This is a genomic window from Stutzerimonas stutzeri (assembly GCF_038561965.1).
Lineage (GTDB): Bacteria > Pseudomonadota > Gammaproteobacteria > Pseudomonadales > Pseudomonadaceae > Stutzerimonas > Stutzerimonas stutzeri_AA.
In genome coordinates, this window is the sequence record NZ_CP139348.1 from 2299958 (window position 1) to 2325315 (window position 25358).

Sequence of the window (25358 nt, forward strand, 5' to 3'; positions counted from 1 at the left end):
GACGGGCACGATCAGCTCATCGTTTTGCGGTCTTTTTCTCCCACTCAGGCAGCTTGAATACCCAGAACGAGCCACCTTGTGCGACCGGTTTGGTCAGCACGGCCATGTCTCCGCCCCACAGCGGTACGGCACCGCCGTAGCCGACGGTCACGCCGATGTACTGCTCACCGTCCTGCTCCCAGGTAACCGGCGGCGAGATCACGCCGCTGCCGGTCTGGAATTTCCATAGTTCATCGCCGGTTTTCGCATTGAAGGCCTTGAAGTAGCCGTCGCTGGTGCCGGTGAACACCAGGTTGCCCTTGGTCGCCAGTACGCCGGCCCACAGCGGCAGCTTTTCCTTGTGTTCCCATTCGATCTTGCCGGTGGTGGGGTTCATCGCGCGCAGGATGCCGACATGGTCGTCATACATGCGCTTGATGCGAAAGCCCTGGCCGAGATAGGCCGAGCCCTTCTTGTAGCTGACTTCCTCGGTCCAGTAGTCCTCCTTCCAGTGGTTGGCCGGCACATAGAACAGGCCGGTGTCCTGGCTGTAGGCCATGGGGTTCCAGTTCTTGCCGCCAAGGAAGGGCGGAGAGACTTCGACCGACTTGCCGTGCTTTTCGCCAGGTTCCGGCTTGGGCGGACGCTGGCCTTGGTTCTCCACTGGCCGGCCGGTTTTCAGATCGATGTGGCTGGCCCAGGTGATGCCGTCGACGAACGGGAAGGCGTTCTGCAGCTTGCCGTCTTTGCGGTCCACCACATAGAAGAAACCGTTGCGATCAGCGTGCGCGGTGGCCTTGACCGCTTTGCCGTCCTTGCCTTTGTAATCGAACAACACCAGCTCGTTGTTGCCGGAGAAATCCCAGGCATCGTTGGGGGTGTGCTGGTAGAACCACTTCACCTCGCCGGTACTCGGGTCGACGCCAACCTGACCGGATGTGTAGAGGCTGTCGTAATCCTTGGGGTTGCCGCCGTCGCTGGTGCGCTCCCAGCCGTTCCACGGCGCAGGGTTGCCGGCGCCGACGATGATGGTGTTGGTTTCCGGGTCGAAGCTCGCACTCTGCCACGGCGCGCCGCCACCCTGGCTCCAGGCTTCCTTCTTGCCGGTTGGGTGGTTGGGATCATCCGGCCAGGAGGGCGCCTTGATGTCGCCGGTGGGCGTGCTGTCCTTGCCGTTGAGACGGCCCATATGGCCCTCGACGAAGGGGCGCATCCAGACTTCATCGCCGGTATCCGGGTCTCGAGCGAACAGCTTGCCGACGATGCCGAACTCGTCGCCCGAGCTGCCGTGCACCAGCAGCACCTTGCCGCTCTTGCCGTCTTTCACCAGGGTCGGTGCGCCGGTCATGGTGTAGCCAGCGGCGTGATCGCCGAACTTCTTGTTCCAGACGACCTTGCCGGTGTCTTTGTTCAGCGCCACGAGACGGGCGTCCAGGGTGCCGAAATAGATCTTGTCGCCGTAGATGGCGGCGCCCCGATTGACCACGTCGCAGCACGGGCGGATGTCGTCTGGCAGGCGGTGGGCGTAGCTCCACAGGCGCTTGCCGGTCTTGGCATCCAGCGCGAAAACGCGGGAATAGGAGCCGGTTACGTAGATCACGCCGTCATGGATGATGGCCTGGGACTCCTGCCCGCGCTGCTTCTCGTCACCGAAGGAGAATGACCAGGCGGGCGTCAGCTTGAACACGTTGCTTTCGTTGACCTGCGCCAGTGGGCTCCAGCGCTGGGCGTTGGTGCCCATGCCGTACTGCAGCACGTTGCTGGTGGTGACGTGATCGTTGGCAATGTCTTCCCAGCTGACCGGCTTGGCGTGCGCGGCACCGGCCAGCGCAAGGCTGCCGGCCAGTGCAAGGCAGTGCACGGCTATGGCGAGCGGGCGTTTGTTGCCGGGGTTCGATCTTGTTGTCATGGTTGCGATTCCCTTGGTCGATTCGGACAAGGCCGCCGTATGCCGGTGGCCTGGCGATTCGATTATTGGGAGCACGGCGGGACGGCCGACACGGAAAACCTCCCGCCGATGCCGGGAATCCTTCCCAAACCCCGGGTGATTTAGCCTTGCTACCAGTGGAGTGCCAAAGTTGGTAGCAAAACCCAGTACCAAGGGAGGAGATGCAGGCATCCAAAGCAGGATTCTGCCCGCCCGCTTGCACGGCCAACATGACCACCATGCGCTCCGATGGGGCTGCCTTGCACAGGTTCTCGAATAGAGGGTGGTAGTCATGAATAACAAGATCTTTTTGCGCTCACTGTTGGCAGCGGGTTTCCTCGGTATGTCCGGCTTGGTAATGGCACACGGCGACGTGACGCCGCAGGCGGTCAACACCAAGGGATTGCCGGCGATCGGCGAAGAATGGCTGGAAGAAAACCCCTACCGCACACCGAGCGAACATCATGATCTGGCGGTGCAGATCGGTTCCTCCGCGTACAACCAGAACTGTGCTCGTTGCCATGGCCTGGAAGCGATTTCCGGTGGTATCGCACCGGATCTGCGAGAGCTGGAAGCCAGCTACGACGGTGACGAGTGGTACAAGGAGCGCGTGATCAACGGCGCAGTCCGTGATGGTGCCGTGTACATGCCACGCATGGCGGACACCCTCAGCCAGGAAGCGCTGTGGGCTATCCGCACCTACATTGAAAGCGAAGCGGCCAAGCAGTGATGAATGCCGCGCGGCTGGTCCTCGCGCTGTGCTTGACCCTGTGCTGCGCGTTGGCGCAGGCGGATGTGGTCAAGGTGCGTGCCTTCGATGACATCATCGAGTCCGGCGTGCTCAAGGTGGCGATGTACGAGAGCTTTCCCCCGTACAGCTACCAGCAGGACGGCGAGCCGCGTGGAGTCGATGTAGAGCTTGCGGGCAAGCTCGCCGATGGCCTGGGCCTGAAGCTGCAAGTGTTGTGGGTGACACCGGACGAGACTCTGGACGATGACCTGCGCAATTTCATCTGGAAAGGGCACTACCTAAGGCCGGACGTACTGGCCGACGTGATGCTGCGTGTGCCCTATGACCGCGAGTTCGCCTACAAGCGTAACGAGCTCGGCGAGATGATCAACGAACTGGTGGTGATGTTTGGTCCCTACCAGCGCGAGCGCTGGCAGGCGGCCTACGACGACCAGCGCATCGATGAGGTCCCCAGCGTGGCGATCTTCCAGTACCACCCGATTGGCGTCGAGGTCGATAGCGTGCCCTCGTTCTACCTGTCCTCGGTATTCGAAGGCCGGTTGGCAAAGAACACCCACCATTACCCGAGCGTGTCGCAGGCGTTCGCCGCCATGCAGCAAGGCGAGGTAGACGCCACCATGGCCATGCGCGGAGAAGTTGAATGGTTGCTCGCCCAGGCCGGCGACGACCATCTGAAACTCGCCGAGAACGCCTATCCGAACATGGGCAAGCAGGTCTGGGACCTGGGCATGGCAGTGCATGAGTCGAACCGGCAGCTGGCGTACGCGCTGGAAGAAGTTCTCGAGCCGCTGATTCTCGATGGCGAGTTGGAAAAGCTCTACGCCCGCCACGGATTGACCTACGAATTGCCCGGGTTGTACCAGGATGTGGAGAGCGACGTGGCCGGGCACTGACCGGTTGCGCCATGCCGATCCGTTCCGTTGCGGATCGCCGTTCGAGGAGTCGACATGAGCATCCGAGTCTTGCTGCTGCTGTTTGCCTTCCACGCATCGAGCGCATCAGCGTTCGAGCCTGACCCGCTGCAATCGGTGATGTGGGAGTACCACCACAAGGGCTTGCTCAACAGCGAGCCCTACGTGTTCGATGAGCGCATTCAGGTACACGTGCCCCCGTTCGCCGAGGATTCGCGCCAGGTGCCGGTGCATATCGACGCCCGTGCCCTGGGTGACGAGGTGGTGCGCATCGAAGCCTGGGCCGACCTCAACCCCATCCCGCGGATCTTCACCTTTACCCCAGGCGAGCAGGTCGTGCCGCTGGTGGCCATTCGCATTCGGGTGCAACAGGCGACGCCGATCCGTGCCGCTGTGCTGACCCGCGATGGCGTCTGGCACATCGGCTCGGCGCGGGTCGAAGCGGCCGGCGGTGGCTGCACGGCGCCGAGCGTCGTGCGCGCGCAGGCTGGTTGGGAAGACCACCTGGGCGAGGTGGTTGGTGCACGCTTTCCCCGCGGCGAATTCAGCCGGCTGCGCCTGCAGATATCCCATCCCATGGATAACGGTCTGGTCGGTGGTATTCCTGAGTTTTTTCTCAACCAGGCCGAGCTGCGCGATGCAGACGGCAAGGTCATGGCGGAGCTGGAGCTGTATCCCGCGGTTGCCGAGAACCCGAACCTGAGCCTGGAAGTGAAGGGTGGTCAGGAAACCCATCTGTGGCTGCGCGACAACAACGGCAACGAGTTCGAAGCCGCATTCTGAATCGCGCCGCGAAACCTGTGAGCGAGCAAACCTAGCCAAGGAGGCGTCATGCGCCTGTTCATGTTGATCTTCGCCTTCTGCCTGACGCTGCCCGTACAGGCCGAGCTGAGCTACACGCTGCAACCACGGCAAATCGCCGATGACGTCTGGTTGCTGGAAGGTTCGACGGATAACTTCGACAAGCGCAATGGCGGCAATATCGTCAATACGGGGTTCGTTGTCGGTGAAGCAGGGGTGATCGTTATCGACAGCGGGCCGTCCAGGCTCTACGGCGAGGCAATGCGTGCGGCCATTGCCCGCGTCACCGACCGCCCGGTCATCAAGGTTCTGCTCACCCACCATCACCCTGATCACGTGCTGGGCAACCAGGCCTTTGCCGATGTGCCCATTGCTGCGCTGGCTGGCACCACCGAGTTGCTGCGCGAGCAGGGCAACGCGATGGCCGAGAACATGTATCGCCTGGTTGGCGACTGGATGCGCGGCACTGAAGTCGTGTTGCCAAGCGAAACCGTTGAGCCGGGCACGCTGGAAGTGGCTGGGCGCTCCCTGCGCTTGCTGGCACTCCAGGGGCATACCGGCGCCGATCTGGCCATTCTCGACGAACGCAGCGGTGTGCTCTTCGCCGGCGACATTCTCTTCTACCAGCGCGCCTTGACCACACCGAACAGCCCTGGTTTGAACGTCTGGCTGGATGATCTGACAACCCTCGAAGCGTTGCCCTGGAAACGCCTGGTTGCCGGCCACGGCCCGGTAGCGGATGACGCCGAGCCGTTCCGGCAGATGCGCGATTACCTTGGCTGGTTAGACGGGCTACTGCGCGATGCTGCGAGCAGCGGGGCGGATATGAATGAGGTGATCCAAAGCCCGATCCCCGAGCGTTTCGCCGGTATCAGCCTGACGCGGTACGAGCTAATTCGCAGCGTCAGCCATCTGTATCCGCGTTACGAGGTCGAAGCGCTGGAACGCGTCGACCAGTAACACTCACATCACTCCAGCTGGAGCTGATCACCGCGCTCCTGCTGCCACTCGTCCAGGCTTGGTGCAGCCGCTTCGCCGTCCATGCGATGGATGATGGTGAAGTAATCCTGTTTGAAGCGGTCCTGCATGATCTCGCTGCGGTTCCTGACCCGCACTGCGTAGATGCTTTGCACGTTCTGGTGGTCGAAGTCGCGCCAGTGCTGCTCGTCTTTGAGTAGCTGATAACGATGGTTTTCCAACCGTGCGATCACCGCTTCTGTGGCAGTGCTGCCAGCGCGTTGGGCGGCGTCTGCCCATTGCCGGACGATGCCATAGGCGGACGCAGCGGTGCTGCCGGGATAGGCTTGGTGCTGGGCGATGTAGCGATCAGCGAATGCCTGGCCTTCGGTGCTGCCGACCAGCTGTGGCACGCGCCAGGTCCAGGCCTCTGTACCGATGACGTGTTCCATCACCAGCGGCCCGGCCTGTTCGACGATGCTCTGGGTCAGGTTGGGCACGATGATCTGCATGCGTTTGCCCAGTTCCAGGGTGTGCGCCAAACGCATGGTCTGCACCAGATCCTCCCCCAGCAGCACGATCACCAATACATCCGCATTGCTCGAGGCGGCTTTCTGCAGAGCGGCCAGGTAATCGCCGCGCCGCGCGCCGCGCTCGGCGATTTTCGAATAGCCGTGGCGCGCTCGGTCGCGGCTCTTGGTCGCTTCGCGCAAAGCCTGCTCCATGCTGCGACCCCAGGCATCGTCAAGGCTGACGTAGTGATAGCGCCGGTTGGGCATGTGCCAGCTGAGGTATTCGCCGAGTACGCGAGCGCTCATCCAGGCGCTGTTGGACTCACGAAACAGGTGGCGATGCCCATCGCGGCCGGTGATTTCGTTGGCGTAGCCGAGCGTGGGGAAATAGAGCAGCCCGAGTTCGCGTGCGCGCTGGCCGGCGGCGAGGGCTTCCTCACTATTGGCGCCGCCGAACACCATCGCCGCGCCCTGATTGGCGAAGCGCTCGACATTGGCCTGTGCTTTTTCGGCACGTGCGGCGGAGTTCAGGCTGACCAGCTGCAGAGGCTGGCCCAGCAGGCCGCCACGCCCGTTGATCTCATCGACTGCCAGCAAGGCGCCGCGGCTGAGTTCCAGTCCTTCGGATTTGTAATTGCCGGTACTCGGGTAGTTGAGCCCGATACGGATCGGTTCGGCTGCGTGCGTGTTTGTTGCGGTAAATGCGACGAGGGCGATGGCCAGGGAGCGGCGAAACATGGCTCGTATCCTTCTGAGCGAGGGGACGTCCGTTTTAGGGCCTAGGCCAGCACAGCGGAATACTCTTTTCTGGCCGGATCGCTGCGACTTCGGTGCCGCTGATCATCGATACGGCCCTTAAAGCCACGGGTTTCGTGGCCTGCGAAGGCGTATTGCTACCAAGGGAGTAGGAAAATCGGTACTGCGGGCAATTGTTGCCGAGGCGGTGCAAACCAAGAATCAACCTCAGACCGGGAAAACTTCCCGGCATAACAATGAACCCGCAGAGGTAGCCGCAATGAAGCACACCGGTCTTCGCAAGCCCTTCGCCTTGACGGCGCTATGCGCCGCGGTGGCGATGTCCAGCCTGCACGCCTGGGCCGTAACCGACCAGGAAATCCTCAACGACGCCAAGTCTACCGACCAGATCGTGACCAACGGTATAGGTTTGCAGGGCCAGCGCTACAGCACGCTGGACGCGTTGAACGCCAATAACATCAATCAATTGCGGCCGGTTTGGGGCTTCTCTCTGGGCGGTGAAAAGCAGCGCGGTCAGGAAGCGCAGCCGCTGATCAAGGACGGTGTGATGTACATCACCGGTTCTTACTCCCGTGTCTACGCGGTCGATGCCCGCACCGGCAAGGAACTGTGGCAGTACGATGCGCGCCTGCCCGACGGCATCATGCCGTGCTGTGACGTGATCAACCGTGGCGTGGCGCTGTATGACGATCTGGTGATCTTCGGCACGCTGGATGCCAAGCTGGTGGCGCTGAACAAGGACACCGGCAAGGTCGTCTGGAAGAAAACCGTTGCTGACTACAAGGCTGGTTATTCACTGACAGCCGCTCCGCTGGTGGTCAAGGGCAAGCTCATTACCGGTGTTTCCGGTGGCGAATTCGGCGTGGTCGGCAAGGTCGAAGCGTACAACCCGAAGAACGGCGAGCTGCTCTGGACCCGTCCCACGGTCGAAGGCCACATGGGCTACGTGTGGAAGGATGGGAAGAAGGTCGAGAGCGGTATTTCCGGCGGCGAAGCAGGCAAGACCTGGCCGGGCGATCTTTGGAAAACCGGCGGCGCGGCTCCGTGGCTGGGTGGCTACTACGACCCGGACACCGACTCCCTGCTGTTCGGTACCGGCAACCCGGCGCCGTGGAACTCGCACCTGCGTCCTGGCGACAACCTGTACTCGTCCTCGCGTCTGGCGCTGGACCCGAACGACGGCTCGATCAAGTGGCACTTCCAGACCACACCGCATGACGGCTGGGACTATGACGGCGTCAACGAGCTGGTCTCCTTCGACTATCAGGAAGGCGGCAAGACCATCAAGGCAGCTGGTACTGCCGACCGCAACGGCTTCTTCTACGTACTTGATCGCACCAATGGCAAGTTCATCCGTGGCTTTCCGTTCGTCGACAAGATCACCTGGGCCAAGGGCCTGGACAAGAACGGCCGGCCCATCTATGACGATGCCAACCGTCCGGGTTCACCCAACGACGCTGGCGCGCAGGGCAAGACTGTAACCGTGGCGCCGTCGTTCCTCGGCGGCAAGAACTGGATGCCGATGGCATACAGCCAGGACACCGGGCTGTTCTATGTTCCCTCCAACGAGTGGAGCATGGACATCTGGAACGAAGGCACCGCGTACAAGAAAGGCGCAGCCTACCTGGGCGCCGGTTTCACCATTCATCCGCTCAACGATGACTACATCGGTGTGCTGCGCGCCATCGATCCGAAGACCGGCAAAGAAGTCTGGCGCTACAACAACTACGCGCCGCTGTGGGGCGGTGTGCTGGCCACCAAGGGCAACCTGGTGTTCACCGGCAACCCCGAAGGCTTCCTGATGGCCTTCGACGCCAAGTCCGGCAAGAAACTCTATGAGTTCAACACCGGCTCGGGTGTCATCGGTTCTCCGGTTACCTGGGAAATGGACGGCGAGCAATACGTCTCCGTTCTCTCCGGCTGGGGTGGTGCAGTCCCGCTCTGGGGCGGCGAGGTTGCCAAGCGAGTGAAGGAGTTCAACCAGGGCGGCATGGTCTGGACCTTCAAGCTGCCGAAGGATCAGGTCGCCAAGCGCTGATAAGCCTGTGAAGCAGAAACCCGGCGATCCGTCGGGTTTCCGCAAACGAAAACCCTGGTCGTCGTGGCCGGGGTTTTTCGTTTGTGCGGTAGGCCGTGGCTTTCAGGCCTGACGATAGGCGCTGGGCGTGATGCCCACCGCGCGGCGGAAAACCTGAGAGAAATGACTCGGGCTTGAATAGCCCACCTCCAATCCGATTTCGATAACGCTGCGCTGTGTTTCGATCAACAGTTGCCGAGCTCGTGCCATGCGTAAGCCGATGAAGAACTGCGACGGCGCCAGGCCGGTGGCACGTTTGAACATCCGGCTGAAGTGGTATTCGCTCAACTCAACGGTACCAGCCAGCCTGGCAAGGCTGAACTCATCAGCCAGCTGCGCGTTCATTACGTCGATAACTCGCCGCAGCTTGTAGGCCTGCAAGGCATTGCTACGGCGGATGTCGCCTTGCGGATCCCGGTAGTGGCGCAGCAGATGCACGGCCAGTGCCTGGGCCAGGCCACGCAGGCACAGCAGGCTGGGCTGGCGCTGATCGAGCAACTCGTGGTGCAGTTTCTCCATCAACCAGCGAACCGTTTCGTCCCGCGCCCCTGAAACATCGAGCAGGCCGATCGCTGTGCGCTGTGGTCCGAGCAACTCACGTGCCGCCTGTTCAATGAGCGGCAGTCCGAGGTACAGGTGCATCACCTCGAAGCGCTCGCCTTCCAGCGTCTCCCAGCGCATTTCGTATGGCTCGTGAGTATCGGTCAGAAAGAAGTCGCCGGCCGTGACGGTGGCCTCGCTCCACGGCTCATCCAGCGCGCGCTCCTCGACTCGTGCCGTGCCGGCCAGCACCAGCACCAGCAGCGGTTCAACTACCGCCGGCACCTGAATCGGCTCGACGATCGTGCGATGGCTGAAGAGCTGCACCACAACGTCCTGCAGCGGCGTCTGCAGGATGGTTGCCCGCGTTTCACCAGGCAGGTAATGGCTCATCGCCCGGGCCGGGGCGCGGCCAGTATCTGACAGGGGAGGGGCATTGGATGGCCGAGGCACGAGGGATCTCCAGAACAAAAACCGCAAGCGGCTGGCCTCGCTAGCCTAGCGTAGCGGCTGCCTGATGCGGCGGCTCAAGGATATTTACGGTTCATTCCCACGCCGGCGAATGGGCGCGCAAACCGTGGGGTGGGCTCTGGTACATCATCCAGGCGCGCGGTTTTGGCGGGCTAGCGCCCGGCCTATAGGTGTCCGCATGCCCCACTGTTGCGCGCAGAACTGCAACAGCCAGCGCAAGCCTGCAAAAGCCCGGCCTGTGTCGATGACCGAGACTGAACCCGTCACTAACGAAGGCGCCGTATGGCGCCCCGGTATCGGGAGGAGAGCACCATGATCGATTCGAAGCATACTGTCGCCCAGGAAGTCGAAGGCAAGGTCGCGCTGGTCACCGGCGCCGCCAGCGGCATCGGCCGGGCGATCGCCTGGCTGCTGCACGAGCGCGGCGCCAAGGTTGTCGCCGAGGACATCAATCCGGCCGTCGAGCACCTCGCTCGGCCGGGGCTGGTGCCGCTGCTGGCAGACATCACCGAGGATGGCGCAGCCGAGCATGCGGTCGGGTTGGCAATCGAACATTTCGGCCAGCTGGATATTCTGGTCAATAACGCCGGCATCATTATCAACAAGAACGTGGTGGACATGACCCGCCAGGACTGGGAGCGCATTCAAGCGGTCAACGCCACCGCGGCCTTCCTGCATTGCCGTGAAGCGGTCAAGGCAATGATGCCCAACCGCTCGGGGGCGATCGTCAATATCGCTTCCTACGCGTCCTACTTCGCCTTTCCGACCATCGCGGCTTACACGGCATCGAAAGGCGCATTGGCACAGCTGACCCGAACGCTGGCGCTGGAGGTGATCGAGCATGGCATTCGGGTCAATGCCATCGGCGTGGGTGACGTGGTGACCAACATCCTCAACGATGTGGTCGAGGACGGCCCGGGCTTTCTTGCGCAGCATGGACAAGCCGCACCCATCGGTCGTGCGGCGCAGCCGGAAGAGATCGCCGAGATCGTCGCGTTCCTCGCCTCGGAGCGGGCGAGCTTCATGGTCGGCTCGGTAGTCATGGCTGATGGCGGCATGACGGTAACGGCCGGCTGATGGCGTTACCGACGCAGAAACACGAACCCCGCCAGATGGCGGGGTTCGTTGTTTGCAAGATCGGCTGTCGAGTTACCGATCAGTCTTCCAGCGAGCCCATCGCGGTGGTGTTGAAGCCACCGTCGACGTAGAGGATTTCACCGCTGATACCCGAGGCGAGATCGGAGCAGAGGAAGGCACCGGCATTGCCGACTTCGTCGATGGTGACGTTGCGGCGCATAGGTGTCTGCTTCTCGTTGGCGGCCAGCATCTTGCGGAAGCTGGCGATGCCGGAGGCGGCCAGGGTGCGGATCGGACCGGCGGAGATGCAGTTCACGCGAGTGCCTTCCGGGCCGAGGCTGCCCGCCAGATAGCGAACGCCGGCTTCCAGGCTGGCCTTGGCCATGCCCATCACGTTGTAGTTCGGCATGGTGCGCTCGGCGCCCAGGTAGGAGAGCGTCAGCAGGCTGCCATTGCGGCCCTTCATCATTTCGCGACCGGCCTTGGCCAGAGCAACGAAGCTGTAGGCGCTGATGTCGTGAGCAATCTTGAAGCCTTCACGGGTGGTGACTTCGGTGAAGTCGCCGTTGAGCTGGTCGCCCGGAGCGAAGCCGACCGAGTGCACGATGCAATCCAGGCCGTCCCACTTCTTGCTCAGCTCTTCGAATACGCGGGCGATCTCTTCATCGTTGCCAACGTCGCAGGGGAAGCACAGCTCAGGACTCGATCCCCAGCCAGCGGCGAATTCCTCGACGCGACCCTTGAGCTTGTCGCCCTGGTAGGTGAAAGCCAGTTCTGCGCCTTCGCGATGCATGGCGGCGGCGATGCCCGAGGCAATCGACAGTTTGCTGGCAACGCCGACGATCAGTACGCGCTTACCGGTGAGAAAACCCATGTGCTTGTCCCTCTTCTGGTTGTTCGGCAGTGCCGGGCGCCATAAAGGCGGATTCCAGCAGCTGCTGTGTATACGGATGTTGCGGTGCCGCAAAAATGTCAGCGGCCGCACCTTGTTCCACCACCTGGCCCTGCTTGACCACCATCATCTGGTGGCTCAGCGCCCTGACCACCGCCAGGTCATGGCTGATGAACAGATAGGTCAGGTTGTACTTGGCCTGCAGCGAGCGCAGAAGCTCCACCACCTGTCGCTGTACCGTGCGATCGAGCGCCGAAGTCGGCTCGTCGAGCAGTATCAGCGCCGGCTTCAACACCAGAGCTCGGGCAATGGCAATGCGTTGCCGTTGCCCGCCGGAAAACTCGTGGGGATAGCGATGCCGGGTTTCCGGATCGAGACCAACTTCCACGAGCGCGTCAATGATTGCCTGTTCCTGCTCCTTGGCAGTGCCCATCCGGTGGATATGCAACCCCTCGCCAACGATCTGCCCGACCGACATACGCGGGCTCAGGCTGCCAAACGGGTCCTGAAAGACCACCTGCATCTGCCGTCGCAGCGGCCGAACCTGGCGCTGTGACATGCTTTGCAGCTGCTGGCCCTGAAAGCAGATCTCGCCGCGGCTCCCCAACAACCGGAGAATAGCCAACCCCAGGGTGGACTTGCCGGAACCACTTTCGCCGACGATGCCCAGCGTTTGCCCCTTGGGGAGGCTGAAGTTCACACCATCGACTGCCTTGACGTGGTCGACGGTGCGCCGCAGCAAACCCTTCTTGATCGGGAACCACACGCGCAGATCATCGACTTCCAGCAATGGTGCCGCTTCCTCGACCGCTACGGGACCGCCACTGGGCTCTGCCGCCAGCAGTTCCTGGGTATACGGATGCTGAGGCGCGCGGAACAGATCTTCACACAACGCCTGTTCGACGACGCGACCGCGCTGCATGACACATACGCGATGGGCGATGCGCCGAACCAGGTTGAGATCATGACTGATCAGCAGCAGGCCCATGCCCAGGCGAGCCTGCAGTTCCTTCAGCAACTCGAGGATTTTCAGCTGCACGGTGACGTCCAGCGCAGTGGTCGGCTCGTCGGCGATCAACAGCTCGGGTTCGTTGGCCAGCGCCATGGCAATCACCACACGTTGCCGTTGCCCGCCCGACAACTCGTGCGGGTAGGCACGGATGCGCTTGCGCGGGTCGGGAATGCCGACCAGCTCCAGTAGCTCCAGGGTGCGCTCGGTCGCGGCTTTGCCACGCAGGCCCTTGTGAATCTCGAGCACCTCGTTGATCTGCTTGCCAACGGTATGCAGCGGGTTGAGCGAGGTCATCGGCTCCTGGAAGACCATGGCAACGCGATTGCCACGGATCTTGCGCATGGCCTTTTCGTCCGCTTTCAGCAGGTCCTGGCCGTGGAACAGGATCTGCCCGTTGGGATGCCGGGCTAGCGGGTAGGGCAGCAGCCGCAGGATGGAATGCGCCGTCACCGATTTGCCCGAGCCGCTTTCGCCGACCAGGGCCAGGGTTTCGCCTTTGCGGATATCGAAGGTCACGCCTTCGACGACACGCTGGACCTGGTTGCCGGTGACGAACTCGACGGCCAGGTCGCGGACCTCGACCAGATTCTCGGCTATCGGTTGTTCGGCCATGTTATTTCCTTGGGTCGAAGGCATCGCGCGCCGCCTCCCCGATAAACACCAGCAGTGTCAGCATCACCGCCAGCACCATGAAGGCACTGATGCCCAGCCAGGGCGCCTGCAGGTTCGCCTTGCCCTGAGCGACCAGCTCCCCGAGCGATGGCGAGCCTGCCGGCAAGCCGAAGCCGAGGAAATCCAGAGCGGTGAGCGTGCCGATGGCGCCGGTGAGAATGAACGGCATGAAAGTCATGGTGGAGACCATGGCGTTGGGCAGGATGTGGCGGAACATGATCGCGCCGTTCTGCATGCCCAGCGCCCGCGCGGCACGTACGTATTCCAGGTTGCGCCCGCGGAGGAACTCGGCCCGCACCACGTCCACCAGGCTCATCCAGGAAAACAGCAGCATGATGCCCAGCAGCCACCAGAAGTTCGGCTGTACGAAGCTGGCGAGGATGATCAGCAGATAGAGCACCGGCAGGCCCGACCAGATCTCCAGCAAGCGCTGTCCGACCAGATCGACCCAGCCGCCGTAGAAGCCCTGCAGGGCGCCGGCGATCACGCCGATCACCGAGCTGATCAAAGTCAGCGTCAGGGCGAACAGAACCGAGATGCGGAAACCGTAAATCACCCGGGCCAGTACATCGCGTCCCTGGTCATCGGTGCCCAGCCAGTTTTCCAGCGAGGGTGGCGCGGGGGCGGGCACCTGTAGCTCGTAGTTGATGCTCGAGTAGTTGAATGGAATGACCGGCCAGATCATCCAGCCGTCCTTTTCGGCGATCAGCTCCTGGATGTAAGGGCTCTTGTAGTTGGCTTGCAGCGGGAATTCGCCGCCGAATGCCGTTTCCGGATAGCGCTTGAACACCGGGACGAACCATTCGCCGTCATAACGCACGACGATCGGCTTGTCGTTGGCGATGATCTCTGCGCCGAGGCTGAGCCCGAATAGCGCAAGGAAGATCCACAGCGACCACCAGCCACGCTTGTGCGCCTTGAACAGCGCCAGCCGGCGCTGGTTTAGGGGGGACAACTGCATCTCAGGCCTCCCTGCTTTCAAAATCGATGCGCGGGTCGACCAGCGTGTAGGTCAGGTCGCCGATCAGCTTCACCACCAGTCCGAGCAGGGTGAAGAGGAAGAGGGTGCCGAAAACCACCGGGTAGTCGCGGTTGATCGCCGCTTCGAAGCTGAGCAGACCGAGCCCGTCGAGGGAGAAGATCACCTCGATCAACAGCGAGCCGGTGAAGAACATGCCAATAAAAGCAGCTGGAAAGCCGGCGATGATGATCAGCATGGCATTGCGGAACACATGGCCATAAAGCACGCGGTTCTTGCTCAGGCCCTTGGCCCGCGCGGTGATCACGTACTGCTTGTTGATCTCGTCGAGAAAGCTGTTCTTGGTCAGCAGCGTCAGCGTGGCGAAGTTGCCGATCACCAATGCGGTGACCGGCAGCGCCAGGTGCCAGAAGTAGTCGATGATCTTGCCGGCCAGTGTCAGGTCGTCGAAGTTGGCCGAGGTCAGGCCGCGCAGCGGGAACCAGTTCCAATAGCTACCGCCAGCGAACAGCACGATCAGCAGGATGGCGAAGAGGAACGCCGGAATGGCGTAGCCGACGATGATCGCCGAACTGGTCCAGACATCGAACTTGCTGCCATGACGGGTGGCCTTGGCGATCCCCAGCGGGATCGAGGCCAGGTACATGATCAGCGTGCTCCACAGACCCAGCGAAATCGACACCGGCATCTTCTCGATGATCAGATCGGTGACCTTGGCGTCACGGAAGAAACTCTCGCCGAAATCCAGCCGCAGGTAGTTGCTGAGCATGATCCAAAAGCGTTCTACCGGCGGCTTGTCGAAGCCGTACAGACGCTCGATCTCGGCAACCAGTTCGGGGTCAAGACCCTGTGCACCCCGGTAGCTGGTGCCTGCGACCGCAACTTCCGAACCGCCGCCAGCGATGCGGCTGGTGGCGCCTTCGAAGCCTTCCAGCTTGGCGATCGCCTGCTCCACCGGGCCGCCTGGCGCGGCCTGGATGATGATGAAGTTGATCACCAGAATGCCGAACAGCGTAGGAATGATCAGCAGCAGGCGGCGAAAAATATAAGCCAGCATGCTTAGCGCTCCGCCTCGACGTCATCGGCCGGCGTGTTCGCTCCAGCTTCCTCGGCTTTCTTCGCTTCGACCGGGTCTGCGACTGGTGCTTTAGCATCGGGTTTGCGCCACCAGGTCATCAGGCCGATGTCCTGCTTGGGCGTTACCTGCGGATGAGCCAGTTGGTTCCAATAGGCCACGCGCCAGGTCTTGATATGCCAGTTCGGCACCACGTAATGGCCCCAGAGCAGTACGCGATCGAGCGCGCGGGTATGGGTAACCAGTTCCTTGCGCGAGTCGGCGCTGATCAGGCCTTCGACGAGGCTGTCGATTGCCGGGTCTTTCAGGCCGATGAAGTTGCGGCTGCCCGGGTTGTCCGCGCTCGCCGAATGCCAGTATTCGCGCTGTTCGTTGCCGGGCGAATTGGACTGGCCGAAGCCGCTGACGATCATGTCGTAATCACGCGAGCGGAGGCGGTTGATGTACTGCGAAACGTCGACCCTACGAATTTCCAGTTCGATGCCGAGATCCGCCAGGTTGCGCTTGTAGGGCAGCAGTACCCGTTCGAATTCTGCTTGAACCAGCAGGAATTCCAGTTTTACCGGTTTGCCCTGGGCATCCAGCATCCGGTCGCTCTCGACCTTCCAGCCCGCTTCGGTCAGCAGCCGATACGCTTGGCGCTGCTGTTCGCGAATCACCCCGTTACCTTCGGTACGCGGCAGTTCGAACGCTTTGTCGAATACCTCGTCTGGCACCTTGCCGCGCAGCGGTTCGAGGACCTTGAGTTCGTCCTCACCCGGCAAGCCGGATGAGGCCAGTTCGGAGTTGTCGAAATAGCTGCGGGTGCGGGTGTAGGCGCCATTGAAGAGTTGGCGATTGGTCCATTCGTAGTCGAACAGCAGCCCGAGGGCTTCGCGAACACGACGGTCCTGAAGTTGCGGGCGGCGAATATTGAAGATGAAGCCCTGCATTCCAGCGGGGTTCTCATGGGCGATCTCGTCGCGAATGATGCGACCGTCCCGAACCGCGGGAATGTCGTAGGCGGTGGCCCAACTCTTGGCTGTGCGCTCTTCCCAAAAATCGAAATGCCCGGCCTTGAACGCCTGCAACGCCACGGTGTTGTCGCGGTAGTAGTCGAAGTTGATGCGGTCGAAGTTGTAGAACCCGCGATTAACCGGCAGGTCCTTGCCCCAGTAGTCTTCTACACGGGCATAGCGGATTGAACGACCGGCCTGGACCTTCTCGATCCGATAGGGCCCGCTGCCTAGCGGGATTTCCAAACTGCCGGAGGTAAAGTCTCGCCCGTCCCACCAGTGCTTCGGCAAGATTGCCATCTGCCCGAGGATCATCGGCAGTTCGCGATTACCGGCGTGTTTGAAATCGAAACGAACCCGTCGTGTGCTCTCGGCAACGACCTTCTCCACGTCGGCATAGTAGCTGCGGTAGTGGGGCGCTCCCTTGCTTATCAGCGTTTCGAAGGTGAACACCACGTCCTCGGCTTTCACCGGTTCACCATCGTGGAAGCGCGCCTGCGGCCGCAGATGGAAGCGCACCCAGCTGTTGTTAGGGCCTTTCTCGATCTTCTCTGCTAGCAGCCCATAGACGGTGAACGGCTCATCCAGGCTGTTGCTGGTCAGGGTGTCGTAGATCAGGTTGACGTCGTCGGCAGCGACCCCCTTGTTGATGAAGGGGTTGAGCGAGTCAAAGCTGCCGAAGCCAGCCTGGCGCAGGGTGCCGCCTTTGGGCGCGTCCGGGTTTACGTACTCGAAGTGGTCGAAATCGGCCGGATACTTCGGTTTCTCGTCATACAGCGTCAGGGCATGGCGCGGGGCAGCTTCGGCCAGGCTCGCGAAACAGAGCAGACTCAGCAGGCCGGCGCGAAGTAGCGGAAAGCGCACGCGATTGTTCATTTGGTCTTCTCCAGGCTCTTCAGCCACCAGGCGCGCAAACCCAGGGTATAGGGCGGCGTGGTGACATGGGCGAACCGGTTCCGGTACGCCAGGCGGTGGTTACTGATGAACCAGTTTGGAATGGTGTAGTGATTCCACAGCAGCACCCGGTCGATGGCGCGGGCGGCTGCGACCTGCTCGTCGCGTGTTTGCGCGGCCAGCAGCTTGGCAATCAGGTCGTCGATGATCGGGTTGGCGATGCCGGCGTAATTGCGGCCGCCTTTGACATCGACCTGACTGGAATGAAAATACAGGTGCTGCTCGATCCCGGGACTGAGGCTTTGCGCCAGCGTCATCAGGATCATGTCGTAGTCGTAATGGTCGAGCCGCTGCTTGTACTGTGCGCCATCGACGGTGCGCAGGTTGGCCTGGATGCCAATGCGTGCGAGGTTCTCGACATAGGGCTGGAGGATGCGCTCGAGCCGCGGGTTGACCAGCAGGATCTCGAAGCGCAGGGGCTGCCCGGCACTGTTCAGCAGACCGGCATCCGAGGCCTTCCAGCCGGCTTCGGCGAGCAAGCCCAGTGCACGACGCAGCGTTTCACGCGGGATGCCGCGACCATCGGTTTGCGGAAGCTGGAACGGCTCGGTGAATAGCTTGGCAGGCAGCTGTTTGCGATAGGGCGACAGCAGCAGCCACTCGCCGCCCTCAGGCTTGCCGGTCGCGGTGAAGTCACTGTTGGGGTAGTAGCTCTCGCTGCGGTTATAGGCGCCATAGAAAAGGGCACGATTGGTCCATTCGAAATCGAACATCAGACCAAGGGCTTCACGGACGCGCAGGTCGGCGAAGGTCGAGCGGCGGCCGTTCATGAACAGCGCCTGGGTCTGGGTAGGAATCTGGTGAAGTATTTCGTCGCGGATGATCTCGCCGCGCATTGCTGCGGGAAATTGATAGCCGTTGGCCCAGTTTTTTGCCTGGTGTTCGATATAGAAGTCGAACTCACCGACCTTGAACGCTTCGAAGGCCACGACGCTATCGCGATAGAACTCGACGTCGACTCGCTTGAAATTGTATTTGCCCTGGTTGACCGGGAGCTTGGCACCCCACCAGTCACGCACCCGCTCGAACACTACCTGGCGGCCAGGCTGCACATGGGTAATGCGATAGGGGCCGCTGCCCAGTGGCGGCTCGAAGGTGGTCGCCTTGAAGTCGCGGTCCTTCCAGTAATGCTGCGGCAGCACCGGTAGTTCACCGAGGCGCATGATGAGCAACGGGTTGTTCGGTTGCTCGAAGACGAAGCGGATGCGGTGGCGGTTGAGGATATCGACCCGCCTCACGCCCTGCAGGTTGGTGCGGTATTGCGGATGACCTTCTTTGATCAGCAGCCGGTAGGAAAAGGCGACGTCGTAAGCGGTGATCGGCTTGCCGTCATGGAAGCGCGCTTCCTCGCGCAGGTTGAAAACCACCCAGCTGTTGTTGTCGCTGTATTCCACCGATTCGGCTATCAGCCCGTAGCTCGAGGCGGGTTCGTCGCCGGACGGATCGTAAATGCCTGTGCCTACCATCAACGGTTCGTTCAGCTCGCTGATGCCGTATTGCAGAAAGCCAGGCGTCGCGCTTGGACTGGTGCCCTTGAAGGTATACGGGTTGAGCGTGTCGAAGGTCCCGGATGCCATCAGCTTGATCTGGCCACCCTTGGGCGCGCGCGGATTCACCCAATCGAAGTGGGTGAATGAGGCTGGGTACTTAAGAGTGCCGAACTGCGCATAACCATGGCTTTCGCTGATGGTGGCGAGGGCGGGAAAGCTCAAGGCCAGGCAGGTCAGTAACAGTAGCAGGGCTCGCATCAGACGGGGGATCCGATCCTTGGCGCTTACGGGCTTCTCGGGCCGGTACAGTAACAGCTTGTATGCGCTGGAAAAAGGCCAGGCAACTCGGGCAAACTGCGCTTCATTTCCCGTAATGGCATTGTGGAGAGGTGACCTCTTGGATGTACGTGCCCAGGGTCTACAGGCGTGGGTCGACCGCCTGAATCAATCGGAGCTGCCTGCGCTGGCGTCTGTGGTCAAAGACCTTCAGCGTCTTGCGGTGCACGAGCATGCCTCGGTGCAGCAGCTTGCCGACGTGCTATTGCGTGATGCATCCCTGACTTCCAAGGTGCTCCGGGTCGGCAATAGCAGTTATTACAATCCTTCACAGGAAACCATCAAGACGATTTCCCGGGCGATCGTGATGATCGGCTTCGAGAATGTGCGTCTGATCAGCCTGTCGGTGACGCTGATCGATAGCCTGCTCGAACGCGCCCCGCGGGAACAATTGCTGGAGTTGCTCGCTCGCTCGTTTCATGCGGCTGTGCAGGCGCGAAATATAGCCGGCTACGTACTGTCCCGCCACGAAGAAGAGGTGTTCATCGCTGCGCTGCTCTACAGCATCGGCGAACTGGCATTTTGGGGCTGCGGGGGCGAGCAGGTCGATGAGCTTGCACTCCAGTTGACGCAACCGGGCATCAAGGCTGACGAGGCGGTTCAGGCTGTACTGGGTACGAGTTTTCGGCAGCTCAGTCTTGGCTTGGTCCGCAGCTGGAATCTGGGAGAGCTGACCAGCCTCGCACATAGCCAGGTGGCCAGCTCCGATCCGGCTGCTCGAGCGGTAGCACTCGGCGTGCAGATCAGTGAAGCCGCGCTGGGCGGCTGGGAGTGTGAGCAGATGGCCGCGCTGACCAAAGCTGTTGCCGAATTCACCGGCGTGGAGGAGGCCGACGCACTGCAGCAGATTTTGGCGAGCGCCGATGAAACCGTGCAGGTAGCGACCACATTCGGAGCCAGCCGTCTGGGCAGGCTTATACCCAGTACCGACCCTGAACAGATTCGCTTGCAACAGGCTCAGCGCCAGGCTGCTCTGTTGCAGCCGAACCTGTTGCTCATGCAGCAATCGCTGCAGGATCTGGGGTTGATGGCCTCTGGCGGAGGCGATGCAGGAATGATCCTGGATACGCTGCTGAAAGGCTTGCATCACGGGGTGGGTCTTGAGCGGGTAATGGTAGCGGTGCTGGCGGACCAGCAGACGCGTTTCAAGGCGCGCTGCGCGGTGGGCCAGGAGACCGAAACCTGGCTACAGGGCTTCGTCCTGCCGGCCGATCAGCCCGAGCAACCGCATGTATTCAGCTATGCCTTGCGCCATCGCCAGCCGCTTTGGATGGGTGTGCCAGCGAGTTACAACCTGGCAGATCTGGTGACTCAGCCGCTGCGTCAGTGGTTTGGTAACGGCATGTTCTTCATCGCGCCGCTGATGGCTGGCACTCGCGAAATCGGCGTGATTTATGGTGATTGCAGGGTTTCCGGGCGAGCGCTGAAACACGAGCAATTCGTTGCGTTCCAGCGCTTCACGCAATTGACCGGTCGCTGCCTGGAGTCGCTGAGCAAACGACCGGTCAGTTGAGCTGCGTGCGGCTTAGTTCGGGAGATAGAGCGTCAGCAACTGACCAGGCCGCAGTACTTCGGTGCCTTTCGGATTCCAGATTTTCAGATTGGTCAGCTGCACATTGAAGCGCTTGGCTATCTCGTACAGTGAATCGCCTTTGCGCACCTTGTAGTAGGTAGGCGAGTTGCTTTTTCTCGCCTGCGTGCTGGTTGCCGGACCTTGCAGGAACAGTGCCTGACCAACCTTCAATTGGCTGCCGGAAAGTTTGTTCCAGCGCTGCAGGTCGCGTACCGATACTCTTTGAGCCTTGGCAATATCCCAAAGGTTGTCGCCCGTCTTGACTCGGTAAGTGCGCGGAGTCGACGCCGGTTGGCGCGTGACGGCATGCAGCAGCTCACGTGAGGCTTTTGCATCGCTGCTGGTTGGAATGCTCAGAACCTGGCCGATGCGCAGCGTGTCGCTCTTCAGACGATTGACATCGCGGATGATATTAACCGTCAGGTGATGCCGGTTGGCGATTACGCCCAGCGTGTCGCCGGCGCGCACCTGATATTGCTGCCAGTCGACGAGGTCCTGCGGCTTCATCAGCGCCAGGTTTGCCGCCAGCATCTCAGCTTTTTCCAACGGCACTAGCAGCTGTTGCGGGCCGTCCAGGGTGACGCGACGGGTAAAGGCGGGATTCAGTTGGTAGAGCTCGTCCTCGTCCAGATCGGCAAGTTTGGCTACTCGCGACAGATCCATGCGCTGCTTGAGTGCGACGACTTCGAAGTAAGGCTCGTTGGCGATCGGGTTGAGGTTGATGCCGTAGGCCTCGGGTGCCTGGATCAACTGCGAGAGCGCCAGCAGCTTCGGCACATAGTCGCGGGTTTCGCGTGGTAGCGGGAGGTTCCAGTAGTCGGTTGGCAGGCCCAGCTTCTGATTGCGTTCGATCGCTCGGCTGACCGTGCCTTCGCCAGCGTTGTAAGCCGCCAGGGCGAGCAGCCAGTCACCGTTGAAAAGGCCGTGCAGGTAGCTCAGGTAGCGCAGCGCTGCATTGGTCGATGCGGTGATATCCCTGCGGCCGTCATACCAGCTGGTCTGGCGAAGGTTGAAGTGCCGGCCGGTGGAGGGGATGAACTGCCAGAGCCCGACAGCATGGGCAGGGGAGTAGGCGAAGGGGTCGTAGGAGCTTTCGATGATTGGCAGCAGTGCCAGCTCCAGCGGCATGTCGCGCTCTTCGAGGCGCTCGACGATGTAATGGATAAAAGGACTGCTGCGCTCGCTGACGATCTCGATGGACTTCGGGCGGCTGGAGAACAGCAGGCGCTGTTGCTCGATACGGGGATTGGCGTCCAGATGATCCTGCAGCTTGTAGCCGCCGCGGATTCGCTCCCATATATCTTCATGTTCGGTGATGACGGAGGTGTCGCTAAGCCAGATAGGCTCTTGCGCCACAGGCACTACCGTGCGCCTGGTCTGCTCGCGGGCCTCGTCGCGCACGGCATTGCTCTGACAGCCCGCTAGGGCTACGCATATGGCGAGGGCCAACGCACGACCAGAGGCTGCCAAGGCGTCCGTTTCGTGGCGTTTCTTGGGAGCTGGCGGCATTGGCTGGAATCTTCCCCGGAAACAAAATTCGGGGGATTCTAGGAACGCACCCTGGTGGGGTCAAGTTTGCAGGCTCCGTTTCGGGAACCTGTCGAGCTTGTTAGAAACGATCTTTCCAGGCGCGCAAAGCCGCAAAAACCGCGACGTCACCCTCAAGTTTCCGACCGCTTTGCTCGCTTGCAGCGTGCTGGACAGCCGCAACGCCGCTGCGCAGAAAGGGGTTGGTTGCGCGCTCGATGTCCATTCGAGTGGGCAGGCTGAAGCGGTTCGCTTCACGCAGTTCGGTTACCTCGCGCATACGATTCTGGATGTCCGGATTGCTTGGCTCCACCGCCTGGGAGAAACGCAGATTGCTTAGGGTGTATTCGTGCGTACAGTAAATCAGCGTGCGGTCCGGCATTGTGGCAAGACGTTGCAGTGAGTCGAACATCTGCTCGGGCGTGCCTTCGAACAGTCGGCCGCACCCCGCCGCGAATAGCGTGTCGCCACTCAATAGCCAGGGCTGCTCGGCATCGGCGTGAAAGTAGGCGATATGCCCGAGCGTATGCCCCGGAACCGCGATCGCCTGCAATTCCTTATCCAGCACCCGGATGCGCTGGCCATCGCTCAGCGCCTCATCGCGCGCGGGAATGTTCTCGGCCGCAGGCCCGTAAACGCGGGCGCCGGTCTGCGTTTTGAGCCGTTCGACGCCGCCAACGTGATCGTGATGGTGATGGGTAATCAGGATGTCGCTGAGTTGCCAGTCCGGGTGAGACTGCAACCAACTTAGTACCGGCGCAGCGTCACCTGGGTCGACGGCAACGCATCGTTGCGTTGCATCATCCTGCAGCAACCAAATGTAGTTGTCGGTGAAGGCGGGCAGTGCTTCGATCTTAAGCATGGGGCGGGTCGCCAAGCGAGTGACAAAGGCGCATCCTAGCAGTCCCATGAAAAAGTTGAACCCGAGCGAACTCAGCGCCGCGCAGATCCGCACGGCGAACGGAGCCGAGCGATGAACGATCGACCGTCCACCCAGGGCAGTGACCATTGGCTGTCCATGATCAACCAGGCATCTGACTGGTTCGAAGGGCCGCTGGGCCAGCAGTTGCTGGTTCAGGAAAAGCACGTTCTGACCGAAGAGCTGGCGCGTTGCTTCGGCAGCTATCTAGTGCACAACGGCCCCTTCAGTGGCGAGCCGGTACAGCCGCAAAACATCAAACGCAGCGTCCGCCTGGGTGCGCCTTTGCCTGGGGTGGAAATTCATTGCGAGGAGCAGGCGTGGCCGTTAGGTGAGCACGCGGCTGATGTCGTGGTGTTGCAGCACTCTCTGGATTTCAGCCTTTCTCCCCATGGGCTGCTGCGTGAAGCGGCACGCGGCGTGCGCCCGGGTGGGCATCTGCTGATCGTCGGAATCAACCCTTGGAGCGCCTGGGGCGTGCGCCGCCTGCTATCGCGAGAGGTGTTTCGCGAAGCTCGCTGCATCCGCGCATCGAGGGTTGGTGACTGGCTGAACCTGCTGGGATTCGCGCTGGAGAAACGTCGCTTCGGGTGCTATTGTCCGCCGCTTTCTTCGAGCGAATGGCAGGCGCGTTTGTCGCGACTGGAGTCGGTTGGGCAGCAGCTGCAGGCGCCCACCGGGGGCTTTTATCTGCTGGTGGCACGCAAGCTGATGATTGGCTTGCGGCCGTTGCGCCAGGAGCGGCGCGAGCGGATGGGCAAATTGCTGCCGATGCCGGTGGCCAAGATCAGTCGCCGCGACGCCGAGCAGCACCGGCTCCCTTGAAGACCTGACCCTGCCGGTAAACAGAGTAAGCGATCAAAAATGAGTGACGACTGGGTCGAGATTTATACCGACGGTGCCTGTAAAGGCAACCCTGGTCCGGGCGGCTGGGGTGCGCTGCTTATCTATAAGGGCGTCAAGCGTGAACTTTGGGGCGGCGAGCCCGAAACCACCAACAACCGCATGGAACTCATGGCTGCCATTAGCGCGCTCGCCGAACTGAAGCGCTCTTGCAAGGTGCGTCTGGTGACCGACTCGCAGTACGTCATGCAGGGCATCAAAGACTGGATGCCCAACTGGAAGAAGCGTGGCTGGAAAACGGCAAGCAAGCAGCCGGTCAAGAATGTCGACCTTTGGCAGCAGCTCGATGAGCAGGTCAATCGCCACGAGGTGACCTGGGAGTGGGTCCGTGGCCATACCGGTCATCCGGGTAACGAGCACGCCGACCTGCTGGCTAATCGCGGTGTGGTGCAGGCCAAACGTCAACCGATTGTGTAAGTGAGCGAAACGACATGCGCAGCGTAGTGCTGGATACCGAAACGACCGGCATGCCGGTGACCGACGGCCACCGGATCATTGAAATCGGCTGTGTCGAAGTCATCGGCCGGCGCCTGACCGGGCGGCATTACCACGTCTATCTGCAGCCTGATCGCGAGGTGGACGAGGGGGCGATCGCCGTTCACGGCATCACCAACGAGTTTCTTGTCGACAAATCACGTTTCCGTGATGTCGCTGACGAGTTCTTCGAGTTCATCAAAGGCGCGCAGCTGGTCATTCATAACGCTGCGTTCGACCTTGGCTTCATTAATAACGAGTTTGCTCTGCTCGGCCAGCAGGAACGTGCCGAGATCACCGACCATTGCTCGGTGCTCGATACCCTGCTGATGGCGCGCGAGCGCCACCCTGGGCAGCGCAACAGCCTCGATGCATTGTGCAAGCGCTACGGCGTGGACAACTCCGGCCGGGATCTGCACGGCGCTCTGCTCGATGCCGAGATTCTGGCTGATGTCTGGCTGACCATGACCGGCGGGCAGACCAATCTGTCCCTCGCCGGCGACGGCGAAAGCTCCGATGGTGGCCGGCAGCAGCCCAGCCCGATCCGGCGGCTGCCGGCTGATCGACCGCGCACCGCGGTGCTGCGTGCCAGCGAGCAAGAACTCGAGGCGCACATGGCGCGCATGGCTGCGATCGAAAAAGCGGCGGGTGCGGCCCCGCTGTGGGCTCAGCTCGAAGGCTGAACCTGACTGCATCGCCGCTTCCTACGGCGATGCCCGCGATGATTGTCGTCTTGATGCGCTGTTCCTTTGTTGCGGACGCTTCTACCCTGTAGATGATTCGTCCGCAGAGAGCGCG

21 protein-coding genes are annotated in these 25358 nt (G+C 61.5%); 10 read left to right on the forward strand and 11 right to left on the reverse strand.

The window, feature by feature from the left end:
- Window positions 1-16 precede the first annotated feature (16 nt).
- Window positions 17-1888: a quinoprotein ethanol dehydrogenase gene (gene exaA, locus SM130_RS10535; protein WP_102826079.1), complete on the reverse strand. Its 1872-nt coding sequence runs from the start codon at window positions 1886-1888 to the stop codon at window positions 17-19.
- 310 nt (window positions 1889-2198) lie between these two features.
- Here exaA and pedF point away from each other — a divergent pair, with 310 nt between their 5' ends.
- From pedF to SM130_RS10555, 4 genes are read left to right on the forward strand one after another with little or no spacing between them, the layout of a single operon-like run.
- Window positions 2199-2636: a cytochrome c-550 PedF gene (pedF, locus tag SM130_RS10540; RefSeq protein ID WP_102826078.1), complete on the forward strand. Its 438-nt coding sequence runs from the start codon at window positions 2199-2201 to the stop codon at window positions 2634-2636.
- Window positions 2636-3550, forward strand: coding sequence for a substrate-binding periplasmic protein (locus SM130_RS10545; RefSeq protein ID WP_102826077.1), 915 nt, complete (start codon window positions 2636-2638; stop codon window positions 3548-3550). Before pedF ends, SM130_RS10545 begins: the two co-directional genes overlap by 1 nt.
- Window positions 3551-3604: 54 nt before the next feature.
- Window positions 3605-4351, forward strand: coding sequence for a quinoprotein dehydrogenase-associated SoxYZ-like carrier (locus tag SM130_RS10550; protein ID WP_102826076.1), 747 nt, complete (start codon window positions 3605-3607; stop codon window positions 4349-4351).
- Between the two features lie 48 nt (window positions 4352-4399).
- Window positions 4400-5329, forward strand: coding sequence for a quinoprotein relay system zinc metallohydrolase 1 (locus SM130_RS10555; RefSeq protein WP_102826075.1), 930 nt, complete (start codon window positions 4400-4402; stop codon window positions 5327-5329).
- Window positions 5330-5337: 8 nt separating this feature from the next.
- Here SM130_RS10555 and SM130_RS10560 read toward each other — a convergent pair whose 3' ends face one another.
- On the reverse strand, window positions 5338-6576 hold the full coding sequence (locus SM130_RS10560; RefSeq protein WP_102826074.1) for an ABC transporter substrate-binding protein: 1239 nt from the start codon (window positions 6574-6576) through the stop codon (window positions 5338-5340).
- Between the two features lie 277 nt (window positions 6577-6853).
- Between SM130_RS10560 and SM130_RS10565 the strand changes: the two genes are divergently transcribed.
- The gene (locus SM130_RS10565; RefSeq protein ID WP_102826073.1) at window positions 6854-8632 is read left to right on the forward strand and encodes a PQQ-dependent methanol/ethanol family dehydrogenase; all 1779 of its coding nucleotides are present in this window, start codon (window positions 6854-6856) and stop codon (window positions 8630-8632) included.
- 102 nt (window positions 8633-8734) lie between these two features.
- On the opposite strand, the gene SM130_RS10570 is transcribed toward SM130_RS10565, so the two are convergent.
- A complete protein-coding gene (locus SM130_RS10570; RefSeq protein WP_102826072.1) occupies window positions 8735-9604 on the reverse strand; it encodes a helix-turn-helix domain-containing protein in 870 nt (289 codons plus the stop codon).
- A 390-nt stretch (window positions 9605-9994) separates the two neighbouring features.
- On the opposite strand from SM130_RS10570, the gene SM130_RS10575 reads away from it, so the two are divergent.
- Complete coding sequence (locus tag SM130_RS10575) at window positions 9995-10759, forward strand: SDR family NAD(P)-dependent oxidoreductase (RefSeq protein ID WP_102826071.1); 765 nt, start codon at window positions 9995-9997, stop codon at window positions 10757-10759.
- A gap of 79 nt (window positions 10760-10838) precedes the next feature.
- On the opposite strand, the gene fabI is transcribed toward SM130_RS10575, so the two are convergent.
- Genes fabI through SM130_RS10605 form a run of 6 tightly spaced genes read right to left on the reverse strand, consistent with a single transcriptional unit; the run spans window position 10839 to window position 19086 of the window.
- Window positions 10839-11633 carry an enoyl-ACP reductase FabI gene (gene fabI / locus SM130_RS10580; protein ID WP_102826070.1) on the reverse strand — a complete coding sequence of 265 codons (795 nt, stop codon included), beginning with the start codon at window positions 11631-11633 and terminating at the stop codon, window positions 10839-10841.
- Window positions 11614-13275, reverse strand: a complete 1662-nt coding sequence (locus SM130_RS10585) for an ABC transporter ATP-binding protein (RefSeq protein WP_102826069.1) — start codon at window positions 13273-13275, stop codon at window positions 11614-11616. Before SM130_RS10585 ends, fabI begins: the two co-directional genes overlap by 20 nt.
- Before the next feature lies 1 nt (window position 13276).
- Entirely contained in the window at window positions 13277-14296 is a 1020-nt protein-coding gene (locus SM130_RS10590) for an ABC transporter permease (RefSeq protein ID WP_102826068.1), read from the reverse strand.
- Window position 14297: 1 nt separating this feature from the next.
- Window positions 14298-15371 carry a microcin C ABC transporter permease YejB gene (locus SM130_RS10595; RefSeq protein WP_102826067.1) on the reverse strand — a complete coding sequence of 358 codons (1074 nt, stop codon included), beginning with the start codon at window positions 15369-15371 and terminating at the stop codon, window positions 14298-14300.
- Window positions 15372-15373: 2 nt separating this feature from the next.
- Complete coding sequence (locus tag SM130_RS10600; protein ID WP_102826066.1) at window positions 15374-17260, reverse strand: extracellular solute-binding protein; 1887 nt, start codon at window positions 17258-17260, stop codon at window positions 15374-15376.
- Window positions 17257-19086 (reverse strand): extracellular solute-binding protein, encoded by a 1830-nt coding sequence (locus tag SM130_RS10605; RefSeq protein ID WP_102826065.1) that lies wholly within the window; start codon window positions 19084-19086, stop codon window positions 17257-17259. Before SM130_RS10605 ends, SM130_RS10600 begins: the two co-directional genes overlap by 4 nt.
- A gap of 139 nt (window positions 19087-19225) precedes the next feature.
- Between SM130_RS10605 and SM130_RS10610 the strand changes: the two genes are divergently transcribed.
- Window positions 19226-20677, forward strand: a complete 1452-nt coding sequence (locus tag SM130_RS10610) for an HDOD domain-containing protein (RefSeq protein ID WP_102826064.1) — start codon at window positions 19226-19228, stop codon at window positions 20675-20677.
- Window positions 20678-20689: 12 nt separating this feature from the next.
- Here the strand turns inward: SM130_RS10610 and SM130_RS10615 are convergent, their stop codons facing one another.
- Together SM130_RS10615 and gloB are read right to left on the reverse strand one after the other, a co-directional pair.
- A complete protein-coding gene (locus SM130_RS10615) occupies window positions 20690-22246 on the reverse strand; it encodes a lytic transglycosylase domain-containing protein (protein ID WP_181019277.1) in 1557 nt (518 codons plus the stop codon).
- A 100-nt stretch (window positions 22247-22346) separates the two neighbouring features.
- Window positions 22347-23126, reverse strand: a complete 780-nt coding sequence (gene gloB, locus SM130_RS10620; protein ID WP_102826062.1) for a hydroxyacylglutathione hydrolase — start codon at window positions 23124-23126, stop codon at window positions 22347-22349.
- A gap of 111 nt (window positions 23127-23237) precedes the next feature.
- Between gloB and SM130_RS10625 the strand changes: the two genes are divergently transcribed.
- From SM130_RS10625 to dnaQ, 3 genes are read left to right on the forward strand one after another with little or no spacing between them, the layout of a single operon-like run.
- A complete protein-coding gene (locus tag SM130_RS10625) occupies window positions 23238-24008 on the forward strand; it encodes a class I SAM-dependent methyltransferase (RefSeq protein WP_102826061.1) in 771 nt (256 codons plus the stop codon).
- Between the two features lie 39 nt (window positions 24009-24047).
- Window positions 24048-24503 (forward strand): ribonuclease HI, encoded by a 456-nt coding sequence (rnhA, locus tag SM130_RS10630; protein ID WP_102826060.1) that lies wholly within the window; start codon window positions 24048-24050, stop codon window positions 24501-24503.
- Window positions 24504-24517: 14 nt separating this feature from the next.
- Entirely contained in the window at window positions 24518-25243 is a 726-nt protein-coding gene (gene dnaQ, locus SM130_RS10635) for a DNA polymerase III subunit epsilon (RefSeq protein WP_102826059.1), read from the forward strand.
- The last annotated feature ends 115 nt before the right edge of the window (window positions 25244-25358 follow it).